The 20,243-nt window shown below is 71.0% G+C and carries 19 protein-coding genes and 1 riboswitch; of the genes, 9 read left to right on the top strand and 10 right to left on the bottom strand.

The features are described 5' to 3' along the window. Window positions 1–51: 51 nt before the first annotated feature. The 5 genes from J4Z35_RS01850 to J4Z35_RS01830 all read left to right on the top strand — a co-directional run bounded on the left by J4Z35_RS01850 (window position 52) and on the right by J4Z35_RS01830 (window position 4,485). Window positions 52–1,161: a GHMP kinase gene (locus J4Z35_RS01850; protein WP_171969901.1), complete on the top strand. Its 1,110-nt coding sequence runs from the start codon at window positions 52–54 to the stop codon at window positions 1,159–1,161. Beyond that, entirely contained in the window at window positions 1,161–1,787 is a 627-nt protein-coding gene (locus J4Z35_RS01845; protein ID WP_243754759.1) for an SIS domain-containing protein, read from the top strand. The genes J4Z35_RS01850 and J4Z35_RS01845 overlap by 1 nt, the downstream gene beginning before the upstream one ends. Next, the gene (locus tag J4Z35_RS01840; protein ID WP_208065323.1) at window positions 1,784–2,353 is read left to right on the top strand and encodes an HAD-IIIA family hydrolase; all 570 of its coding nucleotides are present in this window, start codon (window positions 1,784–1,786) and stop codon (window positions 2,351–2,353) included. Before J4Z35_RS01845 ends, J4Z35_RS01840 begins: the two co-directional genes overlap by 4 nt. Window positions 2,354–2,425: 72 nt before the next feature. Further along, window positions 2,426–3,499 carry a DUF3068 domain-containing protein gene (locus J4Z35_RS01835; RefSeq protein WP_006943300.1) on the top strand — a complete coding sequence of 358 codons (1,074 nt, stop codon included), beginning with the start codon at window positions 2,426–2,428 and terminating at the stop codon, window positions 3,497–3,499. A gap of 2 nt (window positions 3,500–3,501) precedes the next feature. After that, entirely contained in the window at window positions 3,502–4,485 is a 984-nt protein-coding gene (locus J4Z35_RS01830; RefSeq protein WP_208065322.1) for a UDP-glucuronic acid decarboxylase family protein, read from the top strand. Between the two features lie 52 nt (window positions 4,486–4,537). Here J4Z35_RS01830 and J4Z35_RS01825 read toward each other — a convergent pair whose 3' ends face one another. Beyond that, window positions 4,538–5,347 (bottom strand): class I SAM-dependent methyltransferase, encoded by an 810-nt coding sequence (locus tag J4Z35_RS01825; RefSeq protein ID WP_131941077.1) that lies wholly within the window; start codon window positions 5,345–5,347, stop codon window positions 4,538–4,540. A 220-nt stretch (window positions 5,348–5,567) separates the two neighbouring features. On the opposite strand from J4Z35_RS01825, the gene rpsA reads away from it, so the two are divergent. Together rpsA and J4Z35_RS01815 are read left to right on the top strand one after the other, a co-directional pair. Beyond that, the gene (gene rpsA, locus J4Z35_RS01820; RefSeq protein ID WP_006943310.1) at window positions 5,568–7,067 is read left to right on the top strand and encodes a 30S ribosomal protein S1; all 1,500 of its coding nucleotides are present in this window, start codon (window positions 5,568–5,570) and stop codon (window positions 7,065–7,067) included. Window positions 7,068–7,178: 111 nt separating this feature from the next. After that, on the top strand, window positions 7,179–7,922 hold the full coding sequence (locus tag J4Z35_RS01815) for a cobalt-precorrin-6A reductase (RefSeq protein ID WP_115296181.1): 744 nt from the start codon (window positions 7,179–7,181) through the stop codon (window positions 7,920–7,922). A gap of 64 nt (window positions 7,923–7,986) precedes the next feature. Here the strand turns inward: J4Z35_RS01815 and J4Z35_RS01810 are convergent, their stop codons facing one another. From J4Z35_RS01810 to J4Z35_RS01780, 7 genes are read right to left on the bottom strand one after another with little or no spacing between them, the layout of a single operon-like run. Continuing rightward, the gene (locus tag J4Z35_RS01810; protein ID WP_253184060.1) at window positions 7,987–9,060 is read right to left on the bottom strand and encodes a CobD/CbiB family cobalamin biosynthesis protein; all 1,074 of its coding nucleotides are present in this window, start codon (window positions 9,058–9,060) and stop codon (window positions 7,987–7,989) included. Continuing rightward, window positions 9,057–9,680: a bifunctional adenosylcobinamide kinase/adenosylcobinamide-phosphate guanylyltransferase gene (locus tag J4Z35_RS01805; protein WP_074039400.1), complete on the bottom strand. Its 624-nt coding sequence runs from the start codon at window positions 9,678–9,680 to the stop codon at window positions 9,057–9,059. Before J4Z35_RS01805 ends, J4Z35_RS01810 begins: the two co-directional genes overlap by 4 nt. After that, window positions 9,677–10,498, bottom strand: coding sequence for an adenosylcobinamide-GDP ribazoletransferase (locus tag J4Z35_RS01800; protein ID WP_144707781.1), 822 nt, complete (start codon window positions 10,496–10,498; stop codon window positions 9,677–9,679). The genes J4Z35_RS01805 and J4Z35_RS01800 overlap by 4 nt, the downstream gene beginning before the upstream one ends. After that, window positions 10,498–11,583, bottom strand: a complete 1,086-nt coding sequence (gene cobA / locus J4Z35_RS01795) for a uroporphyrinogen-III C-methyltransferase (RefSeq protein ID WP_115296183.1) — start codon at window positions 11,581–11,583, stop codon at window positions 10,498–10,500. The genes J4Z35_RS01800 and cobA overlap by 1 nt, the downstream gene beginning before the upstream one ends. Then, window positions 11,580–14,096, bottom strand: a complete 2,517-nt coding sequence (locus J4Z35_RS01790) for a cobyrinate a,c-diamide synthase (RefSeq protein WP_115297048.1) — start codon at window positions 14,094–14,096, stop codon at window positions 11,580–11,582. Before J4Z35_RS01790 ends, cobA begins: the two co-directional genes overlap by 4 nt. Continuing rightward, complete coding sequence (cobO, locus tag J4Z35_RS01785) at window positions 14,093–14,707, bottom strand: cob(I)yrinic acid a,c-diamide adenosyltransferase (RefSeq protein ID WP_006945423.1); 615 nt, start codon at window positions 14,705–14,707, stop codon at window positions 14,093–14,095. The genes J4Z35_RS01790 and cobO overlap by 4 nt, the downstream gene beginning before the upstream one ends. Then, a complete protein-coding gene (locus J4Z35_RS01780) occupies window positions 14,707–16,851 on the bottom strand; it encodes a VWA domain-containing protein (protein ID WP_144694071.1) in 2,145 nt (714 codons plus the stop codon). Before J4Z35_RS01780 ends, cobO begins: the two co-directional genes overlap by 1 nt. Window positions 16,852–16,928: 77 nt before the next feature. Continuing rightward, window positions 16,929–16,992: riboswitch (cobalamin riboswitch) on the bottom strand. A 72-nt stretch (window positions 16,993–17,064) separates the two neighbouring features. Between J4Z35_RS01780 and cbiE the strand changes: the two genes are divergently transcribed. Both cbiE and cobM read left to right on the top strand, forming a co-directional pair. Further along, a complete protein-coding gene (cbiE, locus tag J4Z35_RS01775) occupies window positions 17,065–18,426 on the top strand; it encodes a precorrin-6y C5,15-methyltransferase (decarboxylating) subunit CbiE (RefSeq protein ID WP_208065321.1) in 1,362 nt (453 codons plus the stop codon). Further along, the gene (gene cobM / locus J4Z35_RS01770; protein ID WP_136788399.1) at window positions 18,423–19,166 is read left to right on the top strand and encodes a precorrin-4 C(11)-methyltransferase; all 744 of its coding nucleotides are present in this window, start codon (window positions 18,423–18,425) and stop codon (window positions 19,164–19,166) included. The genes cbiE and cobM overlap by 4 nt, the downstream gene beginning before the upstream one ends. Window positions 19,167–19,239: 73 nt before the next feature. Here the strand turns inward: cobM and J4Z35_RS01765 are convergent, their stop codons facing one another. Continuing rightward, window positions 19,240–19,764: a hypothetical protein gene (locus J4Z35_RS01765; protein WP_208065320.1), complete on the bottom strand. Its 525-nt coding sequence runs from the start codon at window positions 19,762–19,764 to the stop codon at window positions 19,240–19,242. Between the two features lie 123 nt (window positions 19,765–19,887). Next, window positions 19,888–20,178, bottom strand: a complete 291-nt coding sequence (locus J4Z35_RS01760; protein WP_208065319.1) for a hypothetical protein — start codon at window positions 20,176–20,178, stop codon at window positions 19,888–19,890. Window positions 20,179–20,243: the final 65 nt, after the last annotated feature.

Here is a 20,243-nt window from a genome sequence, read left to right as displayed (position 1 = left end):
CATCGGGTAGCGTGCGTCCGGCACGCATCATCGAATGGAGGCTAGCCGCCCATGAACGACGAGGCGCGATCCACCCCCGAATCTTCTCCCGGGCCTTCGCCCGAGGGTCGGGCGTACGTCGACTACCGACGTCCGGTGCTGCGTGCGCGAGCGCCGCTGCGCGTCAGTTTCGCCGGGGGTGGCACGGACGTCGCGCCGTTCCCCGAACGCGAGGGCGGCTGCGTCCTGTCAGGCACCCTCAGCCAGTTCGCGTACTCGACGCTGCGTCCGCGCACAGACGGCCGCATCACGGTGCAGTCGCTCGACTTCGGTTACTCGATCGGCTTCGGCGTCGACGACCCGGTCGAGTACAACGGTGAGCTCGATCTGCCGAAGGCCGCGATAGCTCGCATCCGCGAGGTGCCGGGTGCGCTACCCGTCAGCGGGTTCGACCTGTTCCTCCACACCGCGGCGCCCCCCGGTTCGGGGCTGGGCAGTTCGAGCGCCGTCATGGTCTCCGTCATCGGCCTCGTCGCGCAGCACTGCGGCCTCGACCTCACGCAGTACGAGATCGCCGAGCTCGCCTATCGTCTCGAACGCGAGGATCTCGGCATTCCCGGCGGCTCGCAGGATCAGTACGCCGCAGCCTTCGGCGGGTTCAACTTCATCGAGTTCACCGCCGACCAGGTCGTCGTCAACCCGCTGCGCGTGCGCAGCGCCACCGTCCACGAGCTCGAGCACAACATGTTGTTGGCGTTCACCGGGCAGACGCGGGTCAGCGACCACATCATCGAGGATCAGCGCAGCCGCTACGAGACGGGCAACGCCGAGGCCCTCGAGGGGTTGCGGGCGCAGAAGGAACTCGCCGAGCGGATGAAGATCGCGCTCGTTCGCGGCGAGGTCGACACGATCGGCCGGCTGCTCGGCGAAGCGTGGCGCGAGAAGCAGAAGATGTCGACGCGCATCACGACGCCGCTCATCGACGAGGCCATGCGGCGCGCCCTCGACCACGGCGCGCTCGGCGGCAAGGTGACGGGTGCCGGCGGTGGCGGCCACATGGTGTTCATCTGCGAGTTCGAGCGCCGTCACATCGTCGCCCGGCAGCTCATCGACCTCGGCCTCACGGTGAGCGAGCCGATCTTCAGCCATGACGGCGTCACGACGTGGAGGGGGCAGAGCTGATGGAGCACCCCATCCACACCCTGGCGGACGGCGCGGCCTCGCCCGCGCTCACCTCACGTCTCGACGCGGGTATCGCCGCGTGGGCGCAGCTCGTCGACGCCGTGCGCGAGGCGGCGCTGCACGCGCAGGTCGTCGCCGCGGGGGAGGCGGTGACGAACACGCTCACCGGCGGACACAAGATCCTCGTCGCCGGCAACGGCGGCTCCGCGGCGATCGCGTCGCACGTCGCCGCAGAGTTCCTCGGCAAGTGCGTCCACGACCGTGCGCCGCTGCCAGCGATCAACCTCGCCGAGAGTCTGTCGTCGGTCACGGCCATCGGCAACGACTACGGCTACGAGCAGGTGTTCGTCCGCGGCGTGCGGGGCCTCGGGCGGGCGGGCGACGTCTACGTCGCGATGTCGACGAGCGGACGCAGCCCCAACATCGTCGCGTCCCTGGCCGCAGCGCGCGAGCTCGGGATCACGACGATCGCGATGACGGGCGCCGGGGGAGAGCACCTGCGCGACGACGTCGACCACCTCCTCGTCGTGCCGTCGCACGAGACGCCGCGCATCCAGGAGGTCCACTTGCTATGGGCGCACGCGTGGTGCGAGGCCGTCGACGATCTCAGCCAGCCCGGCGCGTGAGCCCCGATCCGAGCGGACGCACCCACATGCGCCTGCCGCGTCCTGGGGCCAGCGCCCCGTACGACGTCGTCCTGCTCGATCGTGACGGCACACTCAACGCCCTCGCGCCCGGGTATCGCACGCCCGACGACTTCGCGCTGCTGCCGCGGGCCGTCGACGCGGTGGCGCGCCTGAGTGCTGCGGGCTGCGCGATCGTCGTCGTCACCAACCAGCAGGGCCTCGCGACGGGACGGCTGACGTGGGCGCAGCTGAGCGCCGTCAATGCCCGGCTGATCGCGGAGGTAGAGGCCGCCGGTGGCCGCATCGACGACGTCCGCCTCTGCCCGCACGCGGCCGACACCTGCGTGTGCCGCAAGCCGGCGCCCGGCCTGCTGTGCGCGCTGTTCGACGAGAATCCGCACGTGTCGCGCGAGCGCAGCGTCATGGTCGGTGACGCCGAGACGGATGCCGCAGCCGCCACAGCCGCGGGGGTGGCGTTCATGCGATGCGAGCCGACGATCGGGCTCGCCGGCGTGGTCGATTCGCTCGTTGATGACGAAACGGGCACAATTCCATCTCGTTGGTGAAACCGGTCACATTGCCCCTGCTGCAGGTGTTACCGTCGCGTAAGTTCCAGTCCCTGCCTAGGAGGCTCTCCCGTGCGCAAAGCCGCAGTCATGATCGGATTCGGTGCGTTCTTCCTGACGTTGGCGCTCCTGATGCGGTTCTACGCGTACCCGAAGCTGGCCGTGATCCCGAGTGATCAGAATACCCAGCAGACGGTCACCGACGATCACGCCAGCTACTTCGACGCCGACACGGTCAAGCCGGGGTCGGGCAAGATCATCACGAAGGCGACCGTCGTCGCCAACAAGGAGATGACGAAGAAGGCCTCCAAGGAGCTCGGCCGCGACGTCATCGTCATCGACCAGTGGCAGACGACGGACAACGTCAACGACAAGGGCCAGACGGCGTCGCCGCCGATGGACGCCTCGACGCAGCAGTACGCCGTCGACAAGTCCTCGGGTGAGGCCGTCAAGTGGAGCGGCAACATGCTCGACGGCAAGCCCACCAACTACGAGGGCCAGACGATCAAGTTCCCGTTCCAGGTCGACAAGAACAAGACCTACCGCTACTGGGACTCGACGCTCGGCAAGGCCGTCCCGATGAAGTACGCGGGTTCTGAGGACATCAAGGGTCTGAAGACGTACAAGTTCACGCAGACGATCCCGAAGACGAAGTTCACGACGATGGACGTCCCGGGTGAGGTCTTCGGTCTGCCCAAGGGTTCGAAGCTCGCCGACCGGTACTACACGAACGACCGCACGGTGTGGGTCGAGCCGGAGACGGGCGTCATGATGAAGCTGCAGGAGAAGCAGCACCAGACGCTCGAGGTGCCGAACGCGAAGCCCGTCGACGCGATGCTCACCACCTCGACGATGACCGACGAGACGATCAAGAAGAACGTCGACGACTACAAGACGAAGTCGAGCCAGCTCAAGATCCTGCGCCTGTGGGCTCCGCTGCTGCTCGGTCTGCTCGGTCTGTTCGCGCTGCTGCTCGGCCTGTTCGTCTCGCTGCGTGCCGGCCGTGAGCGTCGCGCCGCCCGCCATGAGCGCCGTGACGAGCGCGAGGTAGACGACGTGCGCCACGACGACGACTCCACGCTCGTGTTCGGTGACCACCCGCAGTCGCGTGGCGCGCACTCCGCCGATGAGCGGGGCCAGTACTGAGCATGCGGATCGTCATCACGGGAGGTGCGGGCTTCCTCGGCTCGCACCTGTCCGAGACGCTCGTCGCACGCGGTCACGAGGTCGTCGCCGTCGACAACCTCGTGACCGGGCGCCGCGCGAACGTCACGCAGCTGGAGGCTTCAGGTCGTTTCGAGCTGATCGAGCACGACGTGACGGAGCCCTTCGACGTCGGCGGTGACGTCGACGGCATCCTCCACTTCGCGTCGGCGGCTTCACCGGTCGACTACCTGAAGCTGCCGATCGAGACGCTGCGCGTCGGTTCGCAGGGCACGCAGAACGCGCTCGAACTCGCGGTGCGCAAGGGCGCCCGGCTCGTGTTCGCCTCGACGTCCGAGGTGTACGGCGACCCTCAGGTGCACCCGCAGCCCGAGACGTACTGGGGTCATGTCAACCCGGTCGGCCCGCGCGGCGTCTACGACGAGGCCAAGCGATATGCGGAAGCGCTCGTGCTCGCTTACCGCGAGGCGCGCGGGGTCGATGCCGGCATCGTGCGCATCTTCAACACGTTCGGCCCGCGCATGCGGCCCAACGACGGTCGCGCCATCCCGAACTTCGTCCGCCAGGCCCTCGCCGGTGAGCCGGTCACGGTCAGTGGCGACGGTGATCAGACGCGGTCCATCTGCTACGTCGACGACCTCGTCGCGGCCATCCTCGCGATGCTGCTCGAGACGCACGACCCCGGCCCGGTCAACATCGGCAACCCGCACGAGATCTCGATGCGCGACCTCGCGCAGTGGATCATCGAGCTGGCGGGGTCATCCTCGACACTCGAGTTCATCGAGCGCCCCACGGACGATCCGTCGGTCCGTCGCCCCGACACGACGAAGGCGCAGCGCCTGCTCGGCTGGTCACCGCAGGTGCCCGTGGAGACCGGGCTGCAGCGCACCATCGAGTGGTTTCGCACCGAGGCCGCGTCGACTCTGGTCCTGACACCCGGTCAGACCGAGGAGATCCTCAACCGCTGACGCGATCCCGGCCGCGGCCGACCCTGTTGGCGGTATTCGCGCGACGCACCCTTCAGGCAGGTCTGCGGCCGGCGAGGATGAGCGTGCCCGGCACGAGCCGTCCGCGCAGGGGGCTCCAGCCACCCCAGGTCGACTTGTTCGACTCCTTCCACGGCAGTTCGCGTAACTGCTCGAGTACGAGCCCGGCGTCGAGCAGTTCGCGCACGCGCTGCTCGAGAGTGCGGTGGTGCTCGGCGTAGACGACGTCGTCGCCCGCCGCCTCGGCGTAGGGCGTCGTGTCGAAGTACGAGTGCTGGATCGTCAGCCCGGCGGCGTCGGGCACATCGGGCAGGCTCCAGCGGACGGGGTGCGTCGTCGAGAACGCGACAAGCCCGCCTGGGCGCGTGACGCGCGCCAGTTCCCGCATGAGGGCCGAGGTGTCGGCGATGAACGGAACCGCGCCGAAAGCCGAGAAGACGACGTCGAAGGAGGCGTCCGCGAACGGCAGTCGGCTCGCGTCGCACTGCACGAGCGGCAGTGACGTGCCGGTGCGGGCGTCGAGTTGCACGGCCGTGCGCAGCATCCCGCCGGACAGGTCCGTCGCGACGACGCGTGCACCCTGCCTGGCGCACCAGCGTCCGGCCTGCGCGGCGCCGGCACCGAACTCGAGGAGGTCGCGGCCCGCGAGCCCGCTCGGCTCGCCGAGGACGTGGAGATCGTCCTCGCGCCACCCCTCCGGCCCCCAGACGAACTCGGCGTCACCGAGGAAGGCGCCGTGCTCGTCGAGATAGTCGCGCGCCTCGGCGTCCCACCACGAGCGATTTCCGCGGGCGGAGGAGGCTGCGTCGACGTCGAAGCGTCCGGCACGGTCGGGGGTCTGCATGAACCCACGCTACGATGCCCTTCCCATTTGGCCCTGATCGCCCCGCGTGCCTAGGATGAGAGGGCGTGTCGTACGTGCCCACGCTCCCCGTTGCTCGCAGACGGGGCCGGGCGCGCCCGAGACGTTGTTCGATTTGTCCGCAGAGGCGGTCCACCTGCGCGCGTTGTCGTGCCCGATGGTCTCGCCTCCCGAATTGCCCACCGAAAGTTACTTCTTACACATGACTTCCACCACCACGTCCCCGATCGCTGTCAACGACATCGGTTCGGAGGAGGAGCTGCTCGCCGCGATCGACGCGACGATCAAGCACTTCAACGACGGCGACATCGTCGAAGGTGTCATCGTCAAGGTCGACCGTGACGAGGTTCTCCTCGACATCGGTTACAAGACCGAGGGTGTCATCCCCTCGCGCGAGCTCTCGATCAAGCACGACGTCGACCCGGGCGAGGTCGTCAAGGTCGGCGACGACGTCGAGGCTCTCGTCCTCCAGAAGGAGGACAAGGAAGGCCGCCTGATCCTGTCCAAGAAGCGTGCGCAGTACGAGCGCGCCTGGGGCACGATCGAGCAGATCAAGGAAGACGACGGCGTCGTCACCGGTACGGTCATCGAGGTCGTCAAGGGTGGTCTCATCCTCGACATCGGCCTGCGCGGCTTCCTCCCTGCGTCGCTGGTGGAGATGCGTCGTGTCCGCGACCTGCAGCCGTACGTCGGCAAGGAGATCGAGGCCAAGATCATCGAGCTCGACAAGAACCGCAACAACGTGGTCCTGTCGCGTCGTGCGTGGCTCGAGCAGACGCAGTCCGAGGTTCGCACGACGTTCCTCAAGGAGCTGCAGAAGGGCCAGGTCCGCTCCGGCGTCGTGTCCTCGATCGTCAACTTCGGTGCGTTCGTGGACCTCGGTGGCGTCGACGGTCTCGTCCACGTCTCCGAGCTGTCCTGGAAGCACATCGACCACCCGTCCGAGGTCGTCGAGGTCGGTCAGGAAGTCACCGTCGAGGTGCTCGACGTCGACATGGACCGCGAGCGCGTCTCGCTGTCGCTCAAGGCGACGCAGGAAGACCCGTGGCAGCACTTCGCTCGCACGCACGCCATCGGCCAGGTCGTGCCGGGCAAGGTCACGAAGCTCGTCCCGTTCGGTGCGTTCGTGCGCGTCGAGGACGGTATCGAGGGTCTCGTCCACATCTCCGAGCTCGCCGAGCGTCACGTCGAGCTGCCCGAGCAGGTCGTCACCGTCGGTTCCGACATCTTCGTCAAGGTCATCGACATCGACCTCGAGCGTCGTCGCATCTCCCTGTCGCTGAAGCAGGCGAACGAGGACGGCGCTGCCGCCTCCGAGTTCGACCCGACGCTGTACGGCATGGCTGCGGAGTACGACGAGCAGGGCAACTACAAGTACCCCGAGGGCTTCGACCCGGAGACGAACGAGTGGCTCGAGGGCTTCGACGCGCAGCGTGAGAAGTGGGAGAAGCAGTACGCCGAGGCCCACTCGCGCTGGGAGGCCCACCAGGCCCAGATCGAGCAGGCCCGCAAGGACGACGCCGAAGCTGCGGCGTCCGGTGAGACCGCCCCGACGTCGTACTCGTCGTCGAACTCGGGCTCGAGCTCGCAGGGTTCGTCCTCCTCGTCGTCGAGCTCCAGCTCGAGCTCGGCTCCGGCCGAAGGCACCCTCGCCTCCGACGAGGCGCTGGCTGCTCTGCGCGAGAAGCTCACGGGCAACTGATCCACGCGATCAGCTGAGAGCCACGGCTCTCACCCGCTGAACGTCGGCCCCTCTCACTGCGGTGAGGGGGGCCGACGGCGTTGTCGGGGCACGGGTCGGTAGGCTGCGGGCGTGTCATCGACGAAGGTGCTCGTCCTCGGCGGAACGAGTGAAGCCCGCGCTCTCGCAGCACGCCTCGACGAGCTGGGGATCGCGTTCGTCAGTTCCTTGGCCGGGCGCGTGTCGCGGCCAAGGCTGCCGGTCGGCGACGTCAGGATCGGCGGGTTCGGCGGCGTCGCAGGGCTGACGGCGACGCTGCGCGACGACCGCTTCACGCACGTCGTCGACGCGACGCACCCGTTCGCGGTCACGATGCGTTCCCACGCGGTGGCTGCCTGCGCGGCCGCCGACGTCCCGCTCGTGCGCCTCGCGCGCCCCGGTTGGCGTGAGCACCCGGATGCGCCCACCTGGCACTGGGTCAGCACCTACGCCGGCGCGCGGGCGCTCGTCGACGCGCAAGGGTGGCGTCGACCGTTCGTGACCACAGGGCGTCAGACACTCGAGCACTACCGCGGTTGGGACGACAAGGCCGCGCTCGTGCGCATCGTCGAACCGCTCGACATCCCCGCGCCGCCCGCGTGGACGGTGTTGCACACCCGCGGCCCGTTCGACGTCGACACCGAGATCGCGACGATGCGGGAGCACGCCGTCGACGTCGTCCTGACGAAGGACTCCGGCGGCAGCTACACCGCCGCGAAGCTCACCGCAGCACGCGAACTCGGCGTCCCCGTCGTCGTCGTCGCACGGCCCGCGGCACCGGCCGGGCTGCGTGAGGTGAGCACGCTCGACGAGGTCGTGACGTTCCTGCGGAGCTGACGAGCGGGGCTGTTCCTGCGTTCTAATACGCGCGCGGTTCGGCTGTGCCGCACACGCGAACCGGTCAGTTCATCGTGCGACGCCGCGCGAGGAGACGCGCGCCGAGCGCGAGGACGAGGACCGTGCGTCCGACGCGTCGGGTGAGCCGTACCGCACGCGGGATGTCGGTGACGTCGACCGCGCGTCCGTCGCCGAGTTCACCGCGATGCTCGGTGCGACCGGCGTACACGTTCGTCCCGCCGAGGCGCACCCCGAGTGCGCCCGCGGCGGCGGCCTCGACGGGCCCGGCGTTGGGGCTCGGATGCGCGGGGGCGTCACGGCGGACGTCGCGCACGACGTCGCGCACGCGCGACGGCTCGCCCGCCACGACACAGCTGATCGCCGTCGCGAGCACGCTCACACGGGCCGGAACGGCGTTGAGGACGTCGTCGAATCGTGCCGCGGCCCAACCGAACTGCTCGAGCCGCTCGGTCCGGTGCCCGATCATCGCGTCAAGCGTGTTGGCGCAGCGGTGCAGCACGACACCAGGCGCCCCGAACCCCGCGCCCCAGACGAGGGTTGCCGCGACGGCATCCGACTGGTTCTCGGCAAGCGACTCGACGACGGCCCGGGCCATCTCGTCGGGGCCTGCCTGCGACGTGTCGCGTCCGACGAGCGAGCGAATGCGGTGACGAGCGCCGTCGAGGTCGTCGGCAGCGAGCAGGTCGTGCACCGCCATCGCCTCGCGCTCCAGCGAACGTCCGCCGAGGGCCGCCCACGTCACCAGCGCCGTGATGAGGGTGCGCGTCAGCGGCCGGCGTCGATCGAGAACGAGCGCACCGGCGACCGGCGGAGCGAGCGTCACGACGAGGTACGCGATGCCCCGCGAGCGTCGCGGCGCCCACAGCCGGTGCTCGCAGGCCGCCGCCCAGCCACCGAACCAGGCGACGGGGTGATGCCGGGCAGGGTCACCCCAGCGCCGGTCGGCGAGATACCCGAGCGCCACACCGGCCGCGATCGGATCCCAGCAGGCGCTCGCGCGCGCTGACCGCCTCAGAAGCACTGTCCGCGTCAAGAACCTTGGTGCGGCGGTGGTCGTCGCGCAGCGCGAGACCGCACCGTCGAGGTGCGCGAGTCGCAGGAGAAGAGGATGGCTCACGATGCCCCCGATGGGTTCTTCGGCTCACCCTTGATCACGAGGAGGCAACCCGCCACGACGAGGACGACGTCGTCGCACGCGCGCGCGAGGCGCTGGTTGAGGCGGCCCAGCTCGTCGGTGAAGAGGCGCCCCGATTGGTAGGGAGAGACGAGACCGAAGCCCACCTCGTTCGTCACGATGACGAGGTCGTGTTCGAACGCCGTGATCGCCTCGACGAAGGCATCGGCCCGGGCGGCGTACCGCTGGTGCCACGTCGGCATCGACGGGGGCGGGGGCGTCGATTGCTCCTCGTCGCCTCGGCGAGGGCCTTCGCCGGTGTCAGAAACCCAGGCGCCGGACTCCTCGAGGGCGGAGGTCAGCCACGAGCCGACGTCGTCGAGCAGGCACGGACCGTGGATCTCGCTGAGCGCGCGGGGAACATCGACCGACTCGAGGCTCGACCAGTGTGACGGCCGCCGCTGCTGATGGGCTGCGACGCGGGCACGCCACTCGTCGTCGTCGGGACGTGACGGCCCCGTGGCCAGGTACGTCGCGGGCGCCTCCCACAGCAGGCGTTCGGCGTACGTCGACTTGCCCGAGCGCACGCCGCCGGTGATGAGGACGCGGCGCGGGGCGCTCATCGCCAGACTCCGAGGGTGAGGACGATGAGCATGACGGTGAGGGCCACCTCGATGCCGGCTCCCATGACGTCACCCGTCAGGCCGCCGAAGGTGCGCGTCGCGCGACGAGCGAGCCATTCCAGCGCGATGCCGGCGGCCACCGAGGCGACCAGGGGAGCAGCGAGAAGCGTTGCGCCGGTGGAGAACCCATCGTCACCTGAGGCATCAGCCAGGGCAGATCCGCCGACGAGCACCAGCCATCCCACGACGCTTACGGCGACGAGCTCCGGGGTTCGGACGGCCGACAGCACGACGGCGCCCATCCCGTCAGGCCGTGCAGCGCTCCACCGTCGGTGGGCGAGGGTAGTGCACGCCACCCGCGAGACGATGACGGCGGCGCCGGCCAGCCACGGCGCGTCGAGGAGCGCCGCGAAGCACGCCGTCTGCACGCCGGCCGTCACGACGACGGCGATGACACCCATCGGGCCGACGTCGCCACGCTTCATCACCTCGAGGGCGCGCTCCCGGTTCCACCCCGCGCCGAATCCGTCGACGGTGTCAGCCAATCCGTCGACGTGCATGGCGCGCGTGCCGGCCGCGAGGGCAGCGACCGCGCAGAAACCGGCCACGAGCGGAGGCGCGTCGACCCAGTGCCCGACGAGCAGGACGAGCGACGTCACCACAGCGAGCGGGACGGCGGCCAGGGGCGCGAGGGTCATCGCCCAGCGCGCCACCGGCGTGGTGATCGGCGGGATCGCGCCGACGGGAATGACGCTCAACGTCCCCGTCGCGAGGCGCAGCCCCTCCCATGCCGGTCGGGTGACGACAGCGTCGCTCATCACGCCGCTCCGGTGTCGTCGGACGACGCATGGAGCCGGGTGCCGTCGAGAGCTGCGACGACGTCGCCGATCACGGTGATGGCAGGTGCGCCGAGGCCGGCGTCGGCGACGGCGTCCGGCAACGTCGCAAGGGTCGCCACGACGCGTCGCTCGCTCGGCATGGCGCCGTCGGCGATCGTTGCGGCGGGCGTCGAGGCGGGCAGGCCACCGTCGACGAGTGCCGATGCGATGGCGCGCAGGTGCGCGACGCCCATGAGGACGACGAGGGTGGTGCGGGTGCGGGCCAGTGCCGCCCAGTCGAGATCCGAGCGCGGGTCGCCGGGCGCGACGTGCCCCGAGACGACCGTGAACCCCTGCGATGACGTCCGGTGCGTCACGGGGATGCCGGCGAGCGCCGGCACGGCGATCGCCGATGTCACCCCCGGCACGACGTCGACGCTGAGACCGGCGTCTCGACAGGCGATCACCTCCTCGCCGCCGCGACCGAAGACGAAGTTGTCGCCGCCCTTGAACCGCACGACGTCACGCCCGGAGAGCGCGTGCTCGACGAGCAACCGGTTGATCTCCTCCTGCGGCGTGAACGCGCCGCGCGGAATCTTGCCGACGTGGATGATCGTCGCGTCGGCTCGGGCGTGTACGAGGGCGTCGAGGGGAGCGAGGCGATCGCAGACGATGACGTCGGCGCGCTCGATCGCGCCCAGCCCGGCGACGGTGAGCAGGCCCGGATCACCCGGGCCGCCGCCGACGAGCGTCACTCGCCCAGGACGCTTGGCCTCACCGGCAGGTCCGTGGGGAGCCTCCTCGCCCGGCTGGTTGACGGTGAGGCGACGCACTTCGTCATAGCGCAGCGGATCGGCGTCCGTGACGAGTCGGCACAGCCCGCGTGAGGCGAGGTCGTCGAGGTGGGGTGCATGAGGGTCGGGAGCCTGGAGGTGGGGAGAGCTGCGGTGAGCAGCGCGGGCGCTCGCGTTCTCGCCCACATCCAGAAGGACATCGACCTGTGCCCCCGCGCGGGCGAGTTCGGCGATGATCCCGGGCAGGCTGGGGCCGAGCACCCCCGGCCCGTGGAGCAACACGCGCGTCACGATGCGGCCTCCCCGCTCTGGCGGAACGCGTCGAACGCGGTGAGGAGGGCATCCGTCGTCAGCGGGTCTCGGACGGCGAGGCGCACCCACGAGCCGTCGAGGCCGGGAAAAGTGTCGGCGCGGCGTGTCGCGAACCCGGCGTCCCGCCACGCGGCGTGCGCGCCCGCTCCGACGCGCGCGAGTACGAACGGGGCGGCCGACGCCAGCACCGGCACGCCGCGTGAACGCAGGCCGCGGTCGAGATGCTCGCGCCACTGGCTCGTCTCCTCGGCCCACTCGGCGACCTGACGCGCGGCGGGGGCCGTCATCGCGTACCGCGTCGCCTCGAGGGCGAGTGAGTTCACCGACCAATGCGGCTGCTGCGCGCGCAGCGTCGCGATGAGGGCCGCGTCGCCGACGACATGGCCGGCGCGCACCCCGGCGATCGACCACGTCTTCGTCAGCGATCGCACGACGAGCACCCCGGTCATGTCGCCACCGATGAGGCTCTCGCTCTCACCGGGCACGAGATCCATGAACGCCTCGTCGACGACGAGCACGCGTCCGGAACCGCGCAGCTTCTCGAGCTGCGCGCGCGGGTGGAGCACGCCCGTCGGGTTCGTCGGGTTGCCGAGGACGACGAGATCGGCGCCGTCGAGCGCCGCGACGTCAGCGTCCCCGAGGTGAGCACCGGAGCGGACGTGGAGCACGTGCGCCCGGGCCGGGCACCCGGCGCGGCGCAGCGCGGCGTCGGGCTCGCTGAACTGCGGGTGGACGACGACGGGTGCGCGCGGCGCCAGCGCCCGCGCGATGAGCGTGAACGCCTCGGCTGCTCCGTTCGTGAGGAGCACCTGCTCACGCGCCAGCCGATGGTGCGCGGCGACCGCGTCGGTGGCGGTGCGTGCATCGGGGTAGTGGGCCGCCTCGTCGAGCACGCCGCGCAGGGCGTGCCGCAGGTTCGCCGGGGGCGTGCTCGCACGGACGTTCACGGCGAAGTCGACGAGCCCGTCACCGACCTCGGCGTCACCGTGATGCTCGTCGCCGGGCGTCGCACCGCCCGGCAGCGCCGCGTCCACTCGCGCGTCGACACGCGGGCGGGGCAGGCTCGGCAGCGTCGTCGCGACGAGGCCCAGGCCCGCCGCGCGATGCGTGGCGGCGGCGAAACGGTCTGCGAGCTCGGGGTGCCCCGCCCAGTGCGTGTGCAGGTACGAGGCGTGGACGGTCGGCTCGCTGCCGGAGCCGTGGGCGGCGGAGAAGCCGTCGGCACCCGCGTCGAGCAGCCAGGCCGCGTGGCCCCCACCTTCGCCGTCACCGGCGGCCGGCGTCGTCAGCGTGCGGTGGAACTCGTGGCCGCGCACCCGCGTGCCCGCGTCGGCGAGAAGCGTGTCGACGGGTGCTTCGGCCTCGCGGTAGCCCAGCGTCAGCCGTGGTGACATCGCCGCCGTCGCGGGCAGTACCCCGGAGAAGCGGTGACCGTCGACGGCCTCGAGGAGATAGAGCATCCCGGCGCACTCGGCCACGGTCGGCAGCCCCGACGTCACGGCGTCGCGCAGCTGGGCCAGCAGGCTCGTGTTGGCCGCCAACGAGCGCGCGTGCACTTCGGGGAAGCCGCCGCCGAGGTAGAGCGCGCGGGTGCCGGCGGGCAGTGCGCGATCACGGACGGGGTCGAACACGACGGGTTCGAGACCTCGCGCGCGCATCATCTCGAGCGTCTCGGCGTAACGGAACGTGAAGGCACGACCCCCAGCGACGGCGACGACGGGGGCGTCCCGCCCGGCCGTCGTCGGCGCCGCAGACATGGGTGCGGGCGACCACGGTTCGTCAGCGAGATCGGGTGCGCCCGAGGCGATCTCGAGCAGCGCATCAAGGTCGATGTGAGCGGCGGTGCGTTCGGCCAGTCGGTCGAGTGTCGCGCGTGCGGCGTCCCGTTCGTCGGCCGGGACGAGTCCCAGATGCCGTGACGGGACGCTCACCCCCGCGTCACGCGGCAGCACACCGAGCACCGGCACGCCGATGCGTTCGCACGCGCGCCGCACCTCGCCTGCGTGACGTTCGGAGCCGGCCTTGTTGAGCACGACGCCCGCGACGTCGAGCTGCGGGTCGAACGTGCGCAACCCGTGGATGCTCGCGGCGACCGAACGCGACGAGGAGCTGATGTCGACGACGAGGACGACGGGGGAGTGCGTCAGCGTCGCGACGTGCGCGCTCGAGGCGAACCCCTCCGTGCCGAGGCGCCCGTCGAACAGCCCCATGACGCCCTCGATGACGGCGACGTCGGCGGGCGCCGGCGTCATCGCGCCGTGCACGAGCATCGGTGCGACGCGTTCGGGGCCGACGAGCCACGGGTCGAGGTTGCGCCCGACGCGTCCTGTCGCGAGCGCGTGGTAGCCGGGGTCGATGAAGTCGGGGCCGACCTTCGCGGGCGCCACCTGCAGGCCGCGCGCGGCGAGGGCGGCCATGACGCCGACGCTCACCGTCGTCTTGCCCTGCCCGGACGCCGGCGCGGCGAGCACGACGCGCGGCAGTCGCGTCACCATTCGATACCTCGCTGGCCCTTCTGGCCGGTGTCGAAGGGGTGTTTGACCTTCGTCATCTCGGTGGCGATGTCGGCCACCTCGAGCAGCGCCGGGTGCGGGTCGCGCCCGGTGATGATGACGTGCTGATTGCCGGGTCGCTCCGCCAGGGTGCGCGCGACCTCCTCGCCGTCGATCCAGCCCCACTTGATCGGGTAGGTGAACTCGTCGAGCACGTACATCTGGTGCGTCTCCGCCGCGAGGCGACGCTTGATCTCGCGCCAGCCCTCGAGCGCGTCCGCGGCGTGGTCGGCCTCGGTGCCGCCCTTGCGCGACCACGACCAGCCCGAACCCATCTTGTGCCACTCGACGGGCCCGCCCCGGCCGGTGCGCTCATGCACCTCGCCGAGCGCCATGAGCGCCTCCTGCTCGCCGATCTTCCACTTCGCGGACTTGACGAATTGGAACACGCCGATCGACCACCCCTGGTTCCAGCCGCGCAGTGCCAGCCCGAACGCCGCTGTCGACTTGCCCTTGCCCGCGCCGTAGTGGATGGCGACGACGGGTCGGTTGCGGCGCTGACGCGTCGTCAGGCCGTCGTCCGGGGTGACGGTCGTTTCTCCCTGGGGCATCAGGCGGCCTTTCCGTGCGGCGCGCGAGCGGCGGCGACGGCGTCGACGAGGCCCGAGGCGGAGACGTTCTCGAGGGGCACGTGCGTCGCGCCCATGCGGTGGGCGAGGTCGGCGGCTAGGCGCATGCGGAAGCGTCCGCTCTCGCAGTCGACGACGACGGTGTCGACGCCGAGGCCCGGCCACGCCGACGCGGTGCGCTGGGCGCAAGCGAGGGCATCGGGCCCGCTCGTGGCGCGCCCGTCGGTGACGACGACGACGAGCGCGCGACGGCGCGGGTCGCGGCGGCGTTCACGTTCGAGGGTGCTCGCGGCCAGCGTGAGCCCTTCCGCGAGGGGCGTGCGTCCGCCGTGCGGTAGCTGTGTCAGTGCCGCGGCCGCCCGATCGACGGACGACGTCGGGGCGAGCAGGACGTGCGCGTCGGCGCCGTTGAACGCGACCAGCCCGACCTTGTCGCGACGCTCGTACGCATCGAGCAGCAGCGACAGTACAGCCGTCTTCACCTCGTCCATGCGTTTGCGCGCTGCCATCGAACCGGAGGCGTCGACGCAGAACAGCACGAGATTCGACTCGCGCCCCCGCAGCCGGGCGTGACGGACGTCGTGCGCCGCGATGTCGAGGCGGCCCCGCGTCCCCGCGGTGCGACGCGACGCTGCGCTCGTGATGGTGGCCGTGACGTGGACGCGGCCGGTCGTCGTCGGGGAGACACCGATGACGCGTCCGCGCGTCGTCTCGGCCGCGCTGCGCCGACCGGCCTCACCGCGACCGACACCGCGCACCTCGAAACGGCGCGGACGGTACGGCGTGCCCGCCGAAGCCGTGCCGACGGCGGCGGCTGCGCCGGTTCGCTGCTCGGAGGACGGCTGCTCCTGGGAGGACTCCTCCGCATCGGACGGCGAATCGTGCTGCGGATCAACCGAATCCGACGAGGACTCAGTCGCCCGATCGCTCGATGCCGGTGGCTGCTGCGAGCCAGCCGGCGGAGGCCCGGCGTCATCGTTGCCCGGCGCGTCGTCGTCGTTGTCAGGCGCGTCGTCACCGTCACCCGGTTCGCCGTTCGGGTCGTCGTCCGAACCACCCGACGGGGGCTGCGGATCGTCGGGGCATTCGGGGTCGGTCGGCGGTTCGGGTTCTTCGTCGAGCAGCCGGTCGAGCAGCTCCTCGTCGAGGCCGGGCGGGTCGAACGGCCCGCGTCGGCGACGGTGCGACAGCGCGAACCGGGCGGCGATGCGGATGTCCTCACGCGTCACTCGGTCGCGCTCGCACCACGCGGCGTGGGCGCGCGCCGCGCGGGCGATGACGATGTCGGCGCGCATGCCGTCGACGTCGAATCCGGCACACACACGGGCGATGGTGCGTAGCGCCCACGCGCTCAGGTCGACGCCGTCGAGGGCCTCCTGCGCCCGGACGATGCGTGCCCCGAGCTCGGCCTCGGCTGCCGCGTAGCGGGCAGAGAACGCGTCCGGGTCGGCATCGAAGGCGAGACGTCGACGCACGACCTCGGCCCGCTCGTCGGGGTCGCGGGAGGCATTGACATCGACCGACAGCCCGAAGCGGTCGAGCAGCTGCGGGCGCAGCTCGCCTTCCTCGGGGTTCATCGTCCCGACGAGCACGAAGCGGGCCGGGTGCGTCACCGACATGCCGTCACGTTCAACGGTGTTGCGACCCATCGCCGAGGCGTCGAGCAGCAGGTCGACGAGGTGGTCGGCGAGCAGATTGACCTCGTCGACGTACAGCAGCCCGCGGTGCGCCTGCGCGAGCAGACCGGGGTGGAACTCGGTGCGGCCGGCGCCGAGGGCCTGCGCGAGGTCCATCGAGCCGGTGACGCGGTCGTCGCTCGCACCGACAGGAAGTTCGACGAGGCGCGTCGGGCGTCGCTCAGCGGTGACGGCCGCGTCAGCGCCGATCGGGTGCGGGCCGTCCGGGCAGTCCGGCGCGGGGTCGGCGGGGTCGCACGAGAAGCGGCACCCGGCGACGACGTCCACCCGCGGCAGGACGCCGACGAGACCACGCACGATCGTGGACTTCGCGGTGCCCTTCTCACCCCGAACGAGAACGCCGCCGATGGCGGGGGAGATGGCCGTCAGGACGAGGGCGGTGGACAGGTCGTCGGCGCCGACGACAGCGGTGAAGGGAAAACGGGGCATCAGTTCGCCTCCTGGCAAGTGACCACGCTTGCCGCTCGGGGGCACCGACGCCGGACGACGCCAGTGGTCGCGGCGACGTCCTGGCTTACCCCGTCGGGGATCACAGTGGCGGGACCGCTGCCGGATTCGCACCGGCATTCCTCGCGCGCGACGGCCCCATCATGACAGACGCCGACGCCGCCCGAGGCCCCGGCGGGGCATAGGGTGTCGCCCATGATCGAGGTCGTCGGCATCGAGGACGGTGGGTGGGCGCTGCTGCCCGCCCACCTTCGGCAACTCGTCACGGACGCTGACGTCGTCGTCGGCGGACGACGGCACCTGGAACTGCTGCCGCAGGTGGAGGGCCAGGAGCGCCTCACGTGGCCGCGCCCGTTGCGCGACGGGCTGCGCGAGCTCCTGTTCCATGCCGATGACCATGCCCATGGGCGCGCCACGTCGTCCGACGCCCACGAGACGGACGATGCCGCGTTCGGGCGCGTGGTCGTGCTCGCCTCCGGCGATCCGCTGCGCTCGGGTGTCGCGACGACGCTCATCGACGAGTTCAGTGCGGGCGCCGTTCGCGTCCATCCCGCACTGTCGAGCGAGACCCTCGCGCGCGCCCGGATGGGGTGGGCGGCCGAGAGCGTCGACGTCGTGACGACGGTGGGCCGCAGCATCGAGCGAGTGCGCCCGTTCGTCACGCCCAGAGCGCGACTCGTCGTGCTGTGCTCCGACGCGCGCGGCCCGGGCGAGCTCGCCGCGCTGCTCGTGCAGTCGGGAGCACCGGAGGCGAGGCTGACGGCCTGGTGGCACCTCGGCGGGCCCGGGGAAGGGTCGCTACAGGCCACCGCCCAGGGGTGGCCCGACGGGGAACGCGACCTCGCCGAGCCGATTCCCGACCTCGTCCTCGTCTGCGTCGAGGTGCCCGACGAACTGGGCGCGGCCGACGTCGTCGGGACGGTTCCGGGCCGCGCCGAGACGTGGTTCGGCAATGACGGGCTCATCACGAAACGCGACGTGCGGGCTGCGGCACTCGCGCGATTGCGCCCCACGCGCGGCGCGCTGCTCTGGGATCTCGGCGCCGGCTCGGGGGCCGTCGGCATCGAATGGGCGCTCGCCGCGCCCGATGCTCGCACCGTCGCCGTCGAACGCGATGCCGTACGCGCCGAACGCGCCCGCGAGAACGCCCGCGCCCTCGGAGTCGATCATCGCGTCGACGTCGTCGAGGCGAGCGTCCACGATGTAGCCGTCCACGGCGCGCAGCACCCCGATGGCACCGCCTGCGGCCCCTGCCGTGACGGCGCCGCTCGCGCCACGAGCGACGCCCGTCACAGCGCTCCCGATGCGGTCTTCTTCGGTGGCGGGCTGAGCGCTGAGGCTGTGGACGCGGCCCTCGCGGCTCTACGCCCCGGTGGCCGCCTCGTCGCTCACGCCGTCACGCTCGAGAGCGAGAGCATCCTCCTCGACGCCTGGCGCACGCATGGCGGCGACCTCACGCGCCTGGCCGTCGAACACCTCGAACCCCTCGGCCGACTGCACGGCTGGCGCCCCGCGCGCGCCGTCGTCCAGTGGAGCTACGCGAAGGATCTGACATGACCGTTCACTTCATCGGTGCCGGCCCCGGCGCCGCCGACCTGCTGACGCTGCGCGCGGTGCGCCTGATCGAGAGTTCGCAGGTGTGCTTGTACGCCGGCACCTACCTCGACGACGCCGTCCTCGCCCATTGCCCGCCGGGCGCGCGCCGCGTCGACACACAGCACCTCACCCTCGACGAGATCATCGACGAGATCGTCGCCGCGGATGCGCTGGGGCACGACGTCGCGCGTCTGTGCTCGGGCGACCCTTCCGTCTACAGCGCCGTGGCCGAGCAGGGCCGTCGCCTCGACGCAGCCGGTATCGCCTGGGACGTCTGCCCGGGCGTGCCGGCCTACGCGGCCACAGCCGCGCGTGTCGGACGCGAGCTGACGGTGCCCGAGGTGACGCAGTCGATCGTCCTGACGCGTGCACAGCGCGATTCGACGCCGATGCCGGCGGGTGAGGAGCTCGCGAACTTCGCGCGGACGGGGGCGACACTCGTGCTCCACCTCGCGATCCGTCACACGCGGCGGCTGGCACACGAGCTGGCCGAGCACTACGGCACCGACTGTCCCGTTGTCGTGGGCTCGCAGGTCAGCAGCCCCGACGAACTCATCCTGCGCGGCACGCTCGCCGACATCGCCGATCAGGTCGAGGACGCGGGGCTGCGGCAGGCCGCCGTCATCCTCGTCGGGCCTGCGCTCGCGGCCCACGGCTTCGCCGAGTCGCACCTCTACAGCTGCAGCCGCGAACGAACGTGACGCACGAGAGCCACCGCGTCATCGGCGGTGGCTCTCGGGTGGCCTGCTCGGTCGGTGTCCTGACCGGCGTCGCTCAAAACCGGTGTGTCGGGTTCTGCCCGTCGACGTCGTTCGTGCCGTTCGCGCCGGGGTAGGGGCCCTGTTGCGCCTGGTAGGGGCCGTTCTGGGTCTGACGACGCTGCTGTTGCGCGAAGGCTTGCTCGCGCTGCTTGCGACCGCGACGCACCATGAAGAACAGGACGAGCGCGGCGACGACGAGCAGCGGCAACCCGATGAACATGAACACGAGCCCGCCGAAGAACCGCCCGACCCCGCCGCTGCGACGCTTCTTGCGGGACGGCGTGCGCCGCCGCTCGGGCTGCTGCCCGATGGACTGATGGTTCGTCGACGCGTCGACGAACGCGACGTTCTGGGCACCGGGCGCCGCAACGCCTGCCGTCCCGACGCCCCCGGTGACAGCTGCGGCTCGTGCTGACGACGCAGACGAGACGCTGGTCGACGCGGCAGCCACCGACGTGGGTTCAGCAGCGGACGCCGGGCCCGCGCCTTCGACGAGCAAGCAGACGACAGCCGCGCCGGCGACAAGAATTCGACGCATCGTTCTCCCCCTTGAACGGTGATGTTCCGGTATCACGTGCATCTAACCGGGGTTCGTGACGGCCCGCAACCGAACCCGCACCCCGCGTCGGCCTGATATCTGTCTCAGGCAGACTCGCGTGGCTCAGGCGGGCTCGTCCAGCGCGAACTGATCGAGCAGCGCGTCTATCTCGGCGGGGTCGTGTCGGCCGGGCTGCTCCGGAGCCCCGGCTTCGGCGGAGGCCTCGACGAGCGCCTCCCCGAGGTGATGGGCCTCGGCGGGCGAGAGGTTGGTGTCGCGGATGAGGTCGTGGACGTCGCCGCGGGCGACGAGATGCACCTGGGCCCCATCCACCTCGACACCGAGCGTCGAGCCGTCGGGGTAGGTGACCGACGGCGACTCGGAGGAGCCGGCGTGGGGGGTGAAGTCGCTCATATCCCTGACGCTACGTGCCCGCGGGTCTCCTGTGTCCATAGAGACCCGACGGTTTTTCGACCGCC

It is taken from the genome of Dermacoccus sp. NHGro5, from assembly GCF_017565385.1.
In the GTDB taxonomy this organism is placed as follows: Bacteria; Actinomycetota; Actinomycetes; order Actinomycetales; family Dermatophilaceae; genus Dermacoccus; species Dermacoccus nishinomiyaensis.
This window is presented reverse-complemented; position numbering and strand designations above follow the sequence as displayed.

Excerpts from the sequence above, each read along its gene's own strand:
- J4Z35_RS01850 (WP_171969901.1), top strand. The coding sequence starts at position 52 with ATGAACGACGAGGCGCGATCCACCCCCGAATCTTCTCCCGGGCCTTCG.
- J4Z35_RS01845 (WP_243754759.1), top strand. The coding sequence starts at position 1,161 with ATGGAGCACCCCATCCACACCCTGGCGGACGGCGCGGCCTCGCCCGCG.
- J4Z35_RS01830 (WP_208065322.1), top strand. The coding sequence starts at position 3,502 with ATGCGGATCGTCATCACGGGAGGTGCGGGCTTCCTCGGCTCGCACCTG.
- J4Z35_RS01825 (WP_131941077.1), bottom strand. The coding sequence starts at position 5,347 with ATGCAGACCCCCGACCGTGCCGGACGCTTCGACGTCGACGCAGCCTCC.
- rpsA (WP_006943310.1), top strand. The coding sequence starts at position 5,568 with ATGACTTCCACCACCACGTCCCCGATCGCTGTCAACGACATCGGTTCG.
- J4Z35_RS01805 (WP_074039400.1), bottom strand. The coding sequence starts at position 9,680 with ATGAGCGCCCCGCGCCGCGTCCTCATCACCGGCGGCGTGCGCTCGGGC.
- J4Z35_RS01800 (WP_144707781.1), bottom strand. The coding sequence starts at position 10,498 with ATGAGCGACGCTGTCGTCACCCGACCGGCATGGGAGGGGCTGCGCCTC.
- cobO (WP_006945423.1), bottom strand. The coding sequence starts at position 14,707 with ATGCCCCAGGGAGAAACGACCGTCACCCCGGACGACGGCCTGACGACG.
- J4Z35_RS01780 (WP_144694071.1), bottom strand. The coding sequence starts at position 16,851 with ATGCCCCGTTTTCCCTTCACCGCTGTCGTCGGCGCCGACGACCTGTCC.
- cbiE (WP_208065321.1), top strand. The coding sequence starts at position 17,065 with ATGATCGAGGTCGTCGGCATCGAGGACGGTGGGTGGGCGCTGCTGCCC.
- cobM (WP_136788399.1), top strand. The coding sequence starts at position 18,423 with ATGACCGTTCACTTCATCGGTGCCGGCCCCGGCGCCGCCGACCTGCTG.
- J4Z35_RS01765 (WP_208065320.1), bottom strand. The coding sequence starts at position 19,764 with ATGCGTCGAATTCTTGTCGCCGGCGCGGCTGTCGTCTGCTTGCTCGTC.
- J4Z35_RS01760 (WP_208065319.1), bottom strand. The coding sequence starts at position 20,178 with ATGAGCGACTTCACCCCCCACGCCGGCTCCTCCGAGTCGCCGTCGGTC.